This window comes from Bradyrhizobium sp. STM 3566 (genome assembly GCF_045571445.1).
GTDB classification, from domain to species: domain Bacteria; phylum Pseudomonadota; class Alphaproteobacteria; order Rhizobiales; family Xanthobacteraceae; genus Bradyrhizobium; species Bradyrhizobium vignae.
Genome location: NZ_CP120692.1, coordinates 6,574,745 through 6,588,335 on the forward strand (window position 1 = coordinate 6,574,745; position 13,591 = coordinate 6,588,335).

General features: G+C 56.6%; 11 protein-coding genes and 1 pseudogene. 4 read left to right on the forward strand and 8 right to left on the reverse strand.

From position 1 onward, the window contains the following. Nucleotides 1-89: 89 nt before the first annotated feature. The 3 genes from P6U27_RS31320 to P6U27_RS31330 all read right to left on the reverse strand — a co-directional run bounded on the left by P6U27_RS31320 (nt 90) and on the right by P6U27_RS31330 (nt 3,541). Nucleotides 90-1,022 (reverse strand): AAA family ATPase, encoded by a 933-nt coding sequence (locus P6U27_RS31320; RefSeq protein WP_407194513.1) that lies wholly within the window; start codon nt 1,020-1,022, stop codon nt 90-92. Next, nucleotides 920-2,689 (reverse strand): hypothetical protein, encoded by a 1,770-nt coding sequence (locus P6U27_RS31325; RefSeq protein WP_407193192.1) that lies wholly within the window; start codon nt 2,687-2,689, stop codon nt 920-922. Before P6U27_RS31325 ends, P6U27_RS31320 begins: the two co-directional genes overlap by 103 nt. A gap of 255 nt (nt 2,690-2,944) precedes the next feature. Continuing rightward, the gene (locus tag P6U27_RS31330; protein ID WP_407193193.1) at nt 2,945-3,541 is read right to left on the reverse strand and encodes a hypothetical protein; all 597 of its coding nucleotides are present in this window, start codon (nt 3,539-3,541) and stop codon (nt 2,945-2,947) included. Between the two features lie 227 nt (nt 3,542-3,768). Here P6U27_RS31330 and P6U27_RS31335 point away from each other — a divergent pair. Further along, nucleotides 3,769-4,502, forward strand: a pseudogene (locus P6U27_RS31335) (IS5 family transposase). Between the two features lie 36 nt (nt 4,503-4,538). On the opposite strand, the gene P6U27_RS31340 reads toward P6U27_RS31335, so the two are convergent. Together P6U27_RS31340 and P6U27_RS31345 are read right to left on the reverse strand one after the other, a co-directional pair. Then, nucleotides 4,539-5,885: an IS701 family transposase gene (locus P6U27_RS31340; RefSeq protein WP_407122783.1), complete on the reverse strand. Its 1,347-nt coding sequence runs from the start codon at nt 5,883-5,885 to the stop codon at nt 4,539-4,541. Between the two features lie 3,042 nt (nt 5,886-8,927). After that, on the reverse strand, nt 8,928-9,206 hold the full coding sequence (locus P6U27_RS31345) for a hypothetical protein (protein ID WP_407193194.1): 279 nt from the start codon (nt 9,204-9,206) through the stop codon (nt 8,928-8,930). Here P6U27_RS31345 and P6U27_RS31350 point away from each other — a divergent pair. Both P6U27_RS31350 and P6U27_RS31355 read left to right on the forward strand, forming a co-directional pair. Continuing rightward, the gene (locus P6U27_RS31350; RefSeq protein WP_036012081.1) at nt 9,205-9,486 is read left to right on the forward strand and encodes a helix-turn-helix domain-containing protein; all 282 of its coding nucleotides are present in this window, start codon (nt 9,205-9,207) and stop codon (nt 9,484-9,486) included. The two genes, P6U27_RS31345 and P6U27_RS31350, sit on opposite strands and share 2 nt — an antisense overlap. A 158-nt stretch (nt 9,487-9,644) precedes the next feature. Continuing rightward, nucleotides 9,645-10,544, forward strand: a complete 900-nt coding sequence (locus tag P6U27_RS31355; RefSeq protein WP_407193195.1) for a LysR family transcriptional regulator — start codon at nt 9,645-9,647, stop codon at nt 10,542-10,544. A gap of 237 nt (nt 10,545-10,781) precedes the next feature. On the opposite strand, the gene P6U27_RS31360 is transcribed toward P6U27_RS31355, so the two are convergent. The 3 genes from P6U27_RS31360 to P6U27_RS31370 form a co-directional block, all read right to left on the reverse strand. Beyond that, nucleotides 10,782-11,318 (reverse strand): DUF2285 domain-containing protein, encoded by a 537-nt coding sequence (locus P6U27_RS31360; RefSeq protein ID WP_407193196.1) that lies wholly within the window; start codon nt 11,316-11,318, stop codon nt 10,782-10,784. Nucleotides 11,319-11,364: 46 nt separating this feature from the next. Continuing rightward, nucleotides 11,365-11,559, reverse strand: a complete 195-nt coding sequence (locus P6U27_RS31365) for a transcriptional regulator domain-containing protein (RefSeq protein ID WP_407193197.1) — start codon at nt 11,557-11,559, stop codon at nt 11,365-11,367. A 163-nt stretch (nt 11,560-11,722) separates the two neighbouring features. Next, nucleotides 11,723-11,995, reverse strand: coding sequence for a DNA -binding domain-containing protein (locus P6U27_RS31370; RefSeq protein WP_407193198.1), 273 nt, complete (start codon nt 11,993-11,995; stop codon nt 11,723-11,725). Nucleotides 11,996-12,607: 612 nt separating this feature from the next. Between P6U27_RS31370 and P6U27_RS31375 the strand changes: the two genes are divergently transcribed. Next, a complete protein-coding gene (locus P6U27_RS31375) occupies nt 12,608-12,889 on the forward strand; it encodes a helix-turn-helix transcriptional regulator (RefSeq protein ID WP_407193199.1) in 282 nt (93 codons plus the stop codon). Nucleotides 12,890-13,591 lie beyond the last annotated feature (702 nt).

Sequence of the window (13,591 nt, forward strand, 5' to 3'; positions counted from 1 at the left end):
GCGGCGCAAGATGTCGCGAAGGGCCAGTAGCGGCCTTTGCGATTGCAACGAGCAAATCCTTCCGACGATTCGTTTCCGACGTTGAAAGTCTAAGTGAGATCAGTACGTGATCGGCACGCCTCCTGCATCTCTTCAATCGTCATTCGGCTTCGCCCGTTTCGCACGTTCTCCGTATCGATGTGCTCGGCAAGGAAATGCGGCGGCGGCAGGTGATGCATGTTCACCTCGCTGGGCTTGCTAACTAAACAGGCCTCGACGATACGTTCTAGACTTCGCGCACCATGGCGAAGCGGGATCGCAAGCAGAAAGAGACACAAATCACGGTGAACACTCGTAAGAAAGTCCGTCTTGCCGGCCTTGGAGTTCTTGCGGAAAAATTCCCGTAACAGAACCGCCCTTGCAAGCTTGGCGTAGCTGTTGCCCCATTCTGTGCTAAAGATCTGACACCGCTTGCCAGGCTCGTCATTCGGGCAATTGTCCTCCTCAACGATACGGGGCATGTCGAGAGTCGTGTAGAGGCGGCTATGGAAATCGCGTGCCTTGAGTTGCACCGATTCGGATGGTGTCTCGTCTTGCGTTTTTGTCTGACAGGCCCAATCTCGAAATTCCTGTGCTGTAGGAAAAGTGCCCCCGATGAAGACAAAAACGGCCGTACCGATCGGTCGCCTTTCACGACCGTCGAAGAAGTGCGCATCCTGCATGGGCATAAGGAAGCGCGCCAGCCATCCGCCTCTTTTTCCGTCAATTGCGGTGTCAAATTCATCCCACAGGACGAGAGGCACTTTGCCTCCCACGCTCTGCGATGCAATCACTTCGAATGCGTCTTTAAGCTGGTCCAGATCTGTGAACTGCGAGAGGTTATAGTCGGCTTGACTGAACATCAGGCCATTCGGATCAATCGAACGGGCAATCTCACGCGCTAAGAACGACTTACCGGATCCGGGGCTGCCAAACAGCGCGAAGTTGAAAACCCGGGCATCCTTCGGCGAGTTGTAGCGATGGATGAGGACATGCTGCCTGATCCGCTGTGCGAGGTCGAGAATCGGGGCGGCTTCGGCCGGGTCGGCCATCGCGAAATTGCCAAACTGCATTGAGATCCGTTGCCGCAGCGTGAACGACTCGATCTCCTCCCTTGCGAACGAGTCCAGCGGGCAGTTTTTGCCTTCGATCTTTTCCCAATCCTTTTTTTCAAGTCGGGAATCTCTTTGAAATCTTGTACAACGAAGATGCAATTCTTCGGTGAAGCGACGAATTCGCCGTCTATCTCCTTCTCCATCGTCGTGAAAATGCGCAGACCCTTTGATTCACGAAGTGAGAACTTGCATTGCACCTCGTAGGGTCCTGCGAATTGCTTGGTGCACGGGGTCTGATCGGTACACGGGGTTTTATAACGGAGCAGAAGATCAGTGGCCTCTCGGCATTCTTTCTTCCAGACCTCCCTGGGAAAACCTATGTTGTAGTCGGAATGTCCTTTGACCTTAATTAGCTCTTTCGGGTCACAATAACCGCGACTGCGGAGCCGGGTGGCCCGCATGAGGCCTTGCCTAATCGAGAAAGCAAAGTTCGCGTCCTTCGGTTCGGCCGCTAACTGCTCAACTAACTGCTCAACGATGGCATGGACTAGAAGCGTGTGCACTCCGATCGTACGACTGTGCTCTTCGAATTCTGAAAGGCCCGGCTGTGCTCCAGGCACTGCAAACAGCCTTCCAAGTGGCAGCTTGTCGTCACGCAAAGCCTCTTCGTTTTGATCTTCTCTCTTTATCGGCCAACAGTCTGGCCCGATCCAGATGACGCCATCCTCATACACTGGAATCAGGACGTGGAACCGCCAATCCTTCAGAGCTGAGTCAAACAGGTAGCTGTGCTTTCGGTTCAGATAGTCGTATACTAGAGCCCAAACATCGCTCCAGGTCCCCGATCCTCTCAGGTTGCCGTCATCGAGCTGCGTCAGCGCGCATACCAGCACGACAGTTCGCCTATCCTTCAGTCTGGCGAGCTCAAGCAGGAATGCTTCGAAGCGGCTTGGGTCGGATGTACGTATGACAATCGGCGGCTTACTGCTCAGGCCCATGTACCAGCCGAAAAGCTCGCTCTGCTGTTTCTCCCAGTCTCCTTTTTTGTTTTCTTCCTTGACATGGAAACAACCACGACCGACGTCCCAAAGGCATACGGTCCGAACCGCGTTTGGTTGTATCGCATTGCTGAAGTTGCAAGGCTCGACATATGCCTTTTCGCGATCACTCAAAAGGCTGACTGTTACCCGCCAAGTCTCTTCGCGATCGTCTGCATGTTTGTTCGACGTGCCAAAGGCCTGCCAGCTCTGGCCCGTGGGCAACATCTTCAGGTACGCACGCGTCCTTTCCTCCTTATTCTTGCCCGCGTTAGCCCGCTTTTTAAGGACAAAAATCGAGCCTGTGTCGGGTTTTCTAAGATCTGCCTTAAAGGCATTGCCATTGACAGGGATATTGTTCTCGCACAGCATGGCATGGATTGCGGCTGCCCCTGCCACACATTGGTGCATCTCAAAGCCCGCCGAATAGTGCCAGTCGTCCCGCGATAGCGGCGAGGTCCAGGCGAGCGCTTTCTCGGCGTCTTCGGACCGCTTGTCATAGATAAGCCAGTCGATAATGCTGTCTCCGAAGACCAGCACTTTCGGCTCGGCGGCGTCAAGCGGCTCGCCCGTGCTCATCGGCAACTCCCTGGCCACCCACACGCTAATACCCTGAATGTCAACTAGCAAGCATCGGCGATCAAGCGCGACTTCCGGAATAGGCCAAAATGCGAAAAACTCAACGTGAGCAAATCCGGTTTGCTGTACCCCACTAACCAGACCGTAGAGGGTCAATCGCGTCGGTCTGATCCGCTCCTCGCGAGATCCGGTCTACCGGGCCACAACAAGAAATGAAGAGAGGTCGCCAATTTTGATAACCTCGGACTCATGTCGCTACTTGAAGAACGTATTTGCCACGCCGATAAAAAAACCTCCAAACACCTTCAACGCATCAACTGCATATCCAACCGCTGGCTTGTTTGTCGAAAACAAAACTATGCAAAAACAGCCAGCCGTCATCGAGATTATTACAACCAATATAGTCCAAGCACCGACCGCTTTTTGGGTATCGCTGGCGCCACTAGCTAGAGCAACTCCAATTATTCCCATTCCCGCATCCGCCAAATTTAGATTCGAGAGAGAGTCTCGCACGGTGATTAGCTTGCTCGAAATCTCTCCCATTTTTGAGACTAGTTGATCAACATCGGCGCAGTTGCTGGCTTGGTCTAGTGCCCTCTCGCAGCTCGCCCTGAGGCGCCCAACGATTTCGTTGGCTTCAACCAAAGGACCTGCTTTTACGGCGATGAGCGTACTAAGGGTTATTTGAACGTCCGCTAGTTCGCGGGCTTGCCTAGCCTTAGTGCTTTCATATTGGGCCACCGAGAAAGCGGCAAACGCACCGCAGATGGCGACGACAACAATCCAAGGTGCAAGCTTCCGTATGCGACTCGTGAAGTTTAGTTCTGCGATGGAGTTCGCTTCACTTGCCATTGCGGACCTCCTAAACTTTAGAGCAGGCTCATCCTGCCGAAGAACTTTGAGTTGCGCCAGTATAAATGTCGGAGTTGGGTCATTTTCGACGCATTTGGCAGAGAGAGATTGAGGACTGGTTGATGTCCGCTCCTGTCCGTAAGCGCCGTAGCAAGAGCGGGCAAGGAGCGTTGCGTTTGGCCGGACTGCCGTGATTCAAACTCCCTAACTGGGGGCACTGGCCGGCTATTGAGTGGACTGCCATAAGACCGAGCTGCCGAACAAGCCGCGTGGCGTTCCTCGGGTGAACGAACGAGGCGTCCTCAATGGCATCTTCTGGGTCCTCCGATCAGGAGCACCCTGGCGTGATCTGCCGGCGGCGTTTGGCCCATACACCCTGCTACAACCGCTTCGTTAGGTGGCAGCGGGCCGGTGTTTGGGGCCGCATCATAGAAGCGCTTGCCACTGCCCATGATGCCGCTGTCCAGATGATCGACACCTCCATTGTCCGCGTGCATCAGCATGGAGCCTGCATCACAAGGAACTAGCGCCAATCGACGGCAAGGTCCCGCGGCGGCTTGACGAGCAAAATCCATGTAGTGGTTGATGGCAATGGTCTGCCGGTACGGCTGGCGCTGAGCCTGGGTGAGGCCCATGTCGTTCGACTTGCCGGAAACCTGCTGTCTCGACTGAAATCCGGGTCAATACTGCTTGCCGACCGTGATTATGATGCGGACTGGGTCAGGGGAGCTTGCCACGAAGGGCGCGTGGGCCAACATCCCGCCGAAAAGTAATCGCAGCGATCCGATCTGCTCAGCCCCTATTTCTATGTGCTCGCAACCAGGTCGAGAGGTTCTTCAACAGGATCAAACAATGTCGTGCGGTGGCGACGCGCTACGATAGGCTCGCCGCCAACTACCTCGTATTCGTTCAACTCGCGTCAATGAGGCTATGGCTGCGCCTTAATGAGTCCGCGTCCTAGCACTACTTTGGCAGATTGTGTTTTCGCCGCTGTTTTTCACGGATTTGCCTTCGGCAATATGGGCAATGCTGAGACGGCGGCCGAAGGATGAGATCGACGATGGCGTGACGTACGGCTGGCATGGTTGGCTGAGGCGGAGGCCCGTAGATTCTTTTTCCGCCCCGCGTGTGCGAGGCGACGATGTTGCAGGAAGGCGTAGGCAATCATTGTCATCAGGGCGTGGCGATGAAGACCTTGCCATGATCGCCCTTCGAAGTGATCAAGTCCAAGTTCCTCCTTCAACTGCTGATGCGCCTGCTCACAAATCCACCGTGCCTTGATGGTGGCGGCCAGCGTGCGCAGATCCGTCGCCGCCGGAAGATTGGCCAGATAGTATTTCTTCTCCCCGGACGCACGTTGCTCGCCAATGAGCCAGGCTTCGTCGCCTGGGAGATGCTGCTGACCTTTATCCCATATCCGCTGCGGAGGGCCGTCGGCGGTCCGGACACGGACCGCAGCAAATTGGGCTTTAAGCCGACCTTTCGTCCCGCTACGCCAACTCACGGTTTTCCATTTGGCGCCGGCCAGCATTTGCTCGGCCGCAATTGATAAGATATCGGGCACGTGGTGCTTTCGTGGTTTCCCGCGGGCTTTGGTAATCGGCCAAATGAGCTTCACATCGACCGGATACACTTTCAGGTGCCGCGGGATTCCGACAGCCCAGACCAGCCCGCGCTCTGTTAGCCCTTGTCGAAACGGTGCGCTGAGGCCGTATCCTGCATCCGCCAGCACATATCCAAAGCGCACGTTGGCTGCTATCGCGCGGTCAATCTCGGCCAAAGCAATCTCCGGCTTGGACCGTGGCGTTCGATGTTCGACTGGCACGCGAGCGCGCTTCAAACGAGATTCGTCGCTTGTCCAACTGTCAGGCAGAAAGAGACGTAACGCGACCATCACGGGTACTTCGCCGCGCGCAAGCGTCAAAGACACCAGTGTTTGGCAATTTGCCGTTTTACCGAGAGCCGAGGCGTATTGAGCCGCAACACCGACCGAGCGCTCACCCTTCTTGGGAAGTGAGGTGTCATCAATAACCAGCACCGCATCCCTGCCGCCGACAAGTCGGTCCGCCTGGTTGAGCAACTCTGTCTCCAGCGGCGTCGCGTCCCAGACACCGTCCGCAATGAAATGGTGCAACTGGTCGTAGGTGCTGGTGGCAAGGCGTTCCGCCATCGGCTGAACGCTCTTACGATCGCCGGGACCGATCAATCCCGCAACATACAGAGGACACATCCGCTGCCGGGTCTTATGACCCAGTCGGTCCAAGAACGGCATCAGCCAGCGTTCGAGTTCGTCTTCCCATCCCAGCATGGTCAGCCCTCCAAGAGCCGACCACCCATGAATCATTGAAAAATTGATTCGGGAATCCTATAAAACGCGCCAAAATCAACAATCTGCCAAAGTAGTGCTAGCTAGCTAGCTAGCTAGCCTAGACTAGACGTGATTGCGACCTTAATGGGCTTCGGAAGACTTGAGACGTTTGGCGCTAGGCTGAGATTTTTAGTCCGCCCGCCAACGCACAACCTGGCGGTAGGTTTGGTGCCGTATTGCCAGCGCTCGCATGAAAGGTGACCGATGTCGCGACGCCTAAATGCCGCAGCGGGATCTCTCCTAGGCGATCGTGACCGCGGCAAGGGCCAACATCACGTCGGGGTCGATGCCGAAATGGAGGCGATAGAGCCACCAGATTGCGCAGCACCGGTCGAAATCGGAGAGTGCCCGAGCGCGCTTTAATGTTGCGACCCGCGCTATTGGCTTCATGACACGTCTCATCTGGGAACCTGAACGTCTCGGGACCAGTGCTCTAAATTTGGTGAGTTTTTGGTCGGTGACGGCCCGCTGTTGCGCGCATGCGCCTGCAAAGGATTGGGAGCTGAGATTCATGTTTGCCATGGCATGCGCCTCTCGAAGCTTTATGGGAACACCCATATGTGCATTCGACCTGTCCGTAACCTTACGATGCAAGTACTGCTTCCACCAACACCCAGATCTGGTAGTGACAATTGACAGCACTATGCTATGGCGCGCGTTAGTTCGCAGCCCCGACGCTGGCGCATCGAACCGATAGCGTTGGCTGCACCTCGGGAAACGGCGGAGGATCTGGCGGTGCGAGCCCGGAGCCATGTGATATCGGCTCTACTCATCGATGGCCCGTTGACGATCCTGAGCTTTATTCGCGCCTGATGAACCCGCCCCTATCTACGTAGCCGCTATTTGGAGGCGGTGATCCACTGCGACTTCCTGCTGCTGTGGGGATGCGGTCAACGAATGTGTATTCGTCATTGGCCGGCCGACCACCCAACCGATTGGACACGCGATATAGCCAGGTTATACGGCAAAGCTGCCCCGCCCATAACGCTGGTCCGGTTACAGCCGACACCACGATGCGCAGCCTGATGCGGCCTTCACGAATATCGAGGCCAACCGAATACGAATTTGGCGCGCACCACCCACGCCCTGAGGACGATCCTTCAGCTGAACAGACTACGAAGGCGTTATCATGTGCGCACACGCATGCTCTAGGACCAATTTTCTGGTCACGATGACGGTGTCCGTTGATGTCTGCACTTGCCCGGCCCATACCGCAGAGAAAATTCCAGCCTTGGGCGCGTTCGGTTTTCATTTTTGGCTGCGCCCGCTGATGGGGCGGTCAGCGGCCGTCAGTGAGCATAGCCCGCAATGGGCCACGACAGCTGCGGTTCGCTTGTGAATTGCCGCACGGCTTTCGTCAGCTTTTGGAAAGCTAGCGTGGGTACAGAGCCGCTAGGGTTAGCGAAGCGTGGTAGAGACAGCGCCTTACCAGAATGGGACGGCGCCGAGTCACGTTCCTGCTAACCTCAATCTGCAGCGCAGGCGTGGCAGGGATATCACCGATCCAACCGATCGGCGCCGAGTCGCGCCCGCGCTGCTTCAGGCCGCTGAGACACGACCACTGCTGGCAGGAGTGTCATGCGTTTTCCCGGTGATAGAACCCGGTCAGTTTGTGCCGATGGAGGCTGACCGTGTTGAAGTTAGCGGATACTCTTTCGAGTGATCGCTTGCATCTCCTCCCCTCTTATCCCGCCAACATTCTTAACGCTCTCATGAGCGGCAGCCTGCCAGCCCTTTTTTCACGCAACTTTTGCATGCCGGGCATCTCCAATTTCTTCAGAACGCAGCGGACCAGCTTAGAACTACCAGACGATCTGACCAATTCAGGTAGGTGATTGGCAGTCGTACTAAGCCTACAACTTGGCAGCACCCTGAAGGGAGCAACGTGTCAGGCTTGATACCGAATCGGGCAAGGCTGGCACAGTTAGCGGCGCGTGGCAGGGACAGCGCTTTGCAGGGATTGAGCGCCGAGTCACGTCGCCGTTAACCTTTGACGTCGCTGGCACGGTAGGGACAGCGTCGTCTTTGAAGACTTGCCCACCAGGTAGGTGCCCTGCGGTACCTCTCACAATACCACTTGGTAACACCGCGAGCGGCTTGACCCTCACGGGAGCAAAGGTGGCCAGCTTTGGCTGACTACAGAGGCTTGGGGCATCTGCCAGGAAGAGCGCCCTTCAGGGGTTAACTACCCGATCCGCCGAGCCACCCGCTAGTTTCGCGAGCATAGCGGCTAGCAGGAGCAGCATCGGATTCTTTCACATGGCGCCAGTCGCGTCAGCACTGCTCTCCGTGTTCTGCAACAACTCTTTCCTGACGCCCTCGCCGGTCTTGGCACCGGTGCACAACATCGAAGTCTCTCAGCTGAGTGACCTTAGGATATGCCGGCCTGCGGCGTTCGAATGGTCCGGACAACGCCCAAGCCGAAATCGCTCAGCTGGTTTCGCGCTGAATCGCAATTCGTTCGGGCTCATACATCATGGGTAACGATACGCGTGGCATCTGTTCGACTTCATTGGCGGATCCAATTCGCGACGTCTCGCCGCTTGCCCTCGCGCTATCGCCTGCGCGTTCCAAGTTGACACTACGAGACTTTGCTCTCTGGACGCCACACTTGTGCAGTCGGTGGCTGCTGCCAAAATAGATTAGGACTTGCCGTACCGCGTTTGATTTGAACCGGTCGTTATACTGGATAACCCGACCGGCGCGCGTTCCTTGAGCTTCAGCTAAGAGAGTTCGCCGTCGTGCCTCTTGAGCGGACGGGAGAGCCTAAAATTCCGCATCATGGCTGATGGCGGCGTGCGGAACGTCCACAAAGATGTTGTACCGGTAGACGAACTTCTCTGAGGCCAGAGAATGAACGAGATTGGGGTCCCTGAAACGCGCTGTCTGCCCCAATCCAGGGATACAGACCACTACAACCTTGGTTGAACGGCTGTCGCTGCGATCGCGATCATCTGCGCCAGCTCATTTCATCGGAGCTGCAACTCCATTTCGATGAATGGAGGAGCATCGCCTCGCTCAGTCAGCATCTTTGCTTGTCTCGAGGCGTTCGTGCAAGTTGGGCAGCGGAATCGAACCGCTGCCGAGGCAGCAGTTCGGGTGAGCTTCGGCCTGCGCCAGGAAAACCTGCGCCGCCGCGAATTGAACACGGTCGACATACCGGCGCATGTGCGGTCCGTCCGAGTAGCCTCCGGGAAAAGGCGGTACGGTGGCTTGCATACCTTCCAATCCGGTGATGTTTTTATGTCGGTTATAGCCTGTGGTTTGATGACCGTCGAAATGGCTGCTTTCGCGCATGAGAGCTCGTGCGCTTGTGGCTTACAATGTGCGCCGGATCCGCGTCCAGCGCGGTATTCCGCAGGAGCAATTGGCTTACGATGCGGGAGTTGATCGCTCCTACATGAGCGGACTTGAGCGCCAACAAGCGAACCCGACAGTCGATCTTCTTGATCGCCTTGCCGAGACGCTCGGCGTAGCTGTTTCCGAACTGTTTGTTCGGCCATCCAAGGGCGCCCCGCCACCCGCGACCTTACCTAAAGGCCGCAAGCCGAAGCCGGCACGCGGCAAAAGGACTTAAGCCTGGCAAACACCAGCTGAGACACTGATGTCCTGCGCTCTCGGCGTAGGCATCGCGCCCGCACGAGGATTTTATGCGTGGCTGACGCGGATACGCAGCGATCCGGCCATGGACATCGAATATTGTGATGGACTTTGATTCTGGCGCCGGAGCAGACAATGGCGGCTCGAGACGATGAAGTTCCTCTAAATGCCATCCGCGCGTTTGTGACCGTTGCCCGCGAAGGCAGCGTCACGCGCGCGGCCACCACTTTGGGGACAACGCAAAGTTCGGTCAGCCGTTATTTGGCTGTACTGCGGGATTATCTGGGGGCTGACCTCATCGAGCGGCGTGGACGATTGACCGAGTTCGGAAGGCTCTTTGCAAACGCAGTGTCTGAACCGCTCGAAACCGTCAGTTTCACGGCGAAGAGAATGCGACGCCGTGCAGGCGCAGGAACGAATCGGATCGTGGTCCGCACGTCACTATCGACCTTTGCTTTCTCTCTCCTTATTCCAAATCTGCAGGCTTTCTCTTCTGAAGCGGGTGGCGTTATCGTGGACATCATCAGCTCGCTGGCGCACCCTACATCTTCGGATGATTTCGATATTTTGATTACACGGGATCTTTCCGTCATCGAACCCGCCGACAGTTGGGAGATTTACAAAGAGGAACTGGTGTGCGTCGGCCCGCCAAGTCTGGTCGGAGGCCGAGAGCTCTCGATCGTTCGCTCAACGCCTATACTGAACGTCACATCCCGCCCCGACATCCTGCCGACATGGCTGAGAGCCATGAATCTGTCTTCGAGCGACATACGAGTGGGCGCCCGGTATGATCACAACTATCTTGCCTTGCCGGCAGTAATGACGGGAAAATGCCTTCTTGTCGCGCCAGAAATCATCGTCGGAGATCTAGTCAGAGGGGGCGCTTTGCAAATCATCCCTGGCACCCGCACTCCAAGTGGCATGCAGTATCGCGCTTATGCCGTAGATCGTAGCGCGCACCCCGAGATCGCACGTTCATTTTGCCGATGGCTGGCTCGTCTTTGCAAGAAGGTCGTACTTGCGCAGGCTGCCTGAGGTCTAGCGTCCCTCAATCCGGTGCAGGGAGAGATCAATGTTCAGGTCGAGCGCGCTAAAATTGAGAAATCTATTCAAGCATAATCCGCAAAGCCTACGGAGATAGCGCCCCTCTGTTGCAGCAATCAAGACGGCAACAATGAAATATCGGAGCGCAAAGACTTTTTCCTATCCACCAGGCAGCGGAAGAATTGGCTGGCAGCACGGAAGGTAGGCCCTTTATCGCGCCGCAACTCACTACTTGTCCCCCCTGCCCCTGCGTTTGTCGAGCAATGCTCGCCAGCGTAGGCGCATGAGGCGCTGCCCCAGTTTAACGAGTCGAATAGTTCGGCTGCGCAAATCGTCTGTTTTCCAGGCGCGCTCGGCAATACGATGACTTCCAAACAAGCCTTGCGCGATTTGGCGATAGCTATTTCCTTCCTGCCATCCATCCACTGCGCGCAACGCCAGGATCAGCCGGCGCCGCTTCAAAGCAGGCAAAGCAAGTGGCGAATTTCCGAACGCCCGACGCTCAAGGGCAAGCCAAAATCGACGTGCGGCCTCCAGGCGAAGCTCGAAATCGGCATCGAGCGGCAGATCAATGACGACAGCAGATCCGCTCGCCGGAAGCTCTCTTAGCCAAAGGCGATGCTTCGTGCCCCCGAGCGGCACGATCGCATGCCATCCATCCGGCGCACGGCGAAGCTCGCTGCCCGGCAGATTGTCGAAATCGAGCTGATAGTTTTTGGGCGCAATGCGGCCAGCCGCCCGCAAAGCCAGTACGGTCGGCAGCACCTCAGGTGCCCAGAAGACTGCTTGCTTGTCGAAAGTCTTTTGCGGATCAGCAGGAAAACGAGAGCCCCCACTTGCGTCGGAACTCGCCCGCCGCGGCGCTTGAACGTTGGCGGCGAGATAACCGCTTATAATCCTCTTGGTAGTCGCGATCCCGGCGCAGCCACTCCCAGGCCAGTTCGGCAGCATCTGCCGTCTTCAGGCCGCTATATGCTTCCTCAGATCTCCAGTCAGTATCCGCCATCGCACCTTTCCCGCACAATCTTCAGACGCGGCGAAATGCAGCCGATGATTGTGGCGCTTTCCGGCTGCTTGCTCACCGTGTGCGCGTCTTCCACGCAACTAATCAATGGAACAATCAACTTTTGCGATTGCGACGATTTCGATGACCTCGACATCCGCGCTGATCAGTGTTTTGGCCAGTCGCTACGTAACAGATCACGATAGCCCTTGCCCGCTAGCCACTTGGCTCGAGTCAGATGACTTTCGAACGTGCGTCGCGCTCGATCCGGTTCAACGGTCGGGTCAAGCCCAAGCACGATGCGCGCGATTTCACGCCAATCTGCCTTGTCAGCGTCGGCATCAAGAAGTCGCATGTAGGCAACAGCGTGCTCCTTGTCATAGGACGTGAGCTCGTCGACGCTGGGCGCCAATTCTGCGATCTTCGGCTCTGCTGGCACTGATTGAAACTCCTACCCAGCTGAAAAATCTACCGAAATCAGAGCAACGATAACTAATTTTACGTTGCTTCGGTACCTACCCAATGGTCGCACGCCGACCTCCTTTTCGCGCCAAGACGGCAAGCGCAGATCGGCTCGCATGGGCGTGTTGGCTCCATGCTGCGCTTTCTCTTTTCATCGCCGTCCATACTGAAAGGTATTGCACATGCGCCCCGCAACTAGGTTGTTTTTGCTGCTCCTGGCGGAAAGGCATGGTGGTCCGTGGTGACCGTCCCGATCGCACGCGAGAGGGCAGTAGCCAGAACCTGCCAGCTGGAGAATATTCGTTTCCGTTTCGACCCACAGTTGAACATTCGTCCTATATCGTCGCGGTCTCGGGAAAACGCCGCAGGTACCTCTGAGCGCTATTTCTTCTCTGCCGCTAATGGCACGCTATAGCCCCACGAGAACGGTTGCGATGGTCGAGAAGACGGGCATTAGCTGCGCCCGAATCTCACCGTTGCCTGATTCCTCGAAGCAATTGGGGAAGACTGCCAAAGCTGGTTCGAGCTTATCGTAATACTCTGGCTATAACCAGTGGTTTCATAATCGTCGGAATGGCTGCCTCTGCGCATGAACGCTCGTGCGCTTGTGGCCTGGAATGTGCGCCGGATCCGCGTTGAGCGCGGCATTCCGCAAGACCAATTGGCCTATGATGCAGGGATCGACCGCTCATACATGGGGCGCATTGAGCAGAAGAAGGAAAACCCGACTATTGATCTCCTGGAACGCATCGCCAAGACTTTGGGTGTTCACTTGTTCGAATTATTCACACCGCCCGCTAAAGGTGCAATGCCCCCCAAGCCGATGTCCAGAGGGCGGAAGCCGGCACGGCTTGGCCGAAACAAGACGTAATGATTGAGCGATCCATGTTTCGGCTAGGGCTTGGGCGGAATCGAGCCGGAGCGGCCTACGTGCTTCATCGATCTACAGCCGACGATCCCGCTCACCCGCTCCAGCCGATGTCGTCCCAGCCGGGTTCCGCCTCGCGAACGGCGGCCTGGCGCAAGGCCGAGCATCCTCAAAATGAGCTCGTGCGCCGCTCGCCGTAACCCTACCGACGGTCGGCCGAGGTTTGCGAAGAGTCTGCTTGGAGCTGAGGTCGGTTTGTCGGGTGATGTTCGGGTGATCGCAACGCCTCACCTACGAGACTTCCGCAAGGGCATGGAGTGACTTGCTACCCTGGTGCGTAAGAGCATGGGAGTAGATCCGTCGCAGAGCGGTCGGTCGATGATCAAGCTGTCGCGCGGCTTGAGGATGGGACCTTTCCGCTGGACGAAGATCGGGAAAGTGTGCTGGCCATGCAGGGGCGCAATTTAGGCGCTCCTGGAAAGGCTCGACGGAAGGTTGTTTATGGGACACGTAAGACGCAGGCACGATCGCTAGCGGGATAATTTCCGCCGAGCCGGGCGCTGGGAATCAACGCCATCCGACAGCTCGCGAGATGGTGGCGAATTTGCTCTGAATTAGGTGTGAGCTACGCCGGGACTCACTATACCGATACGAAGAAGGGGATGCTGCTCGCCGAGCGAGAGGCAACGGATGGATCAGATCATC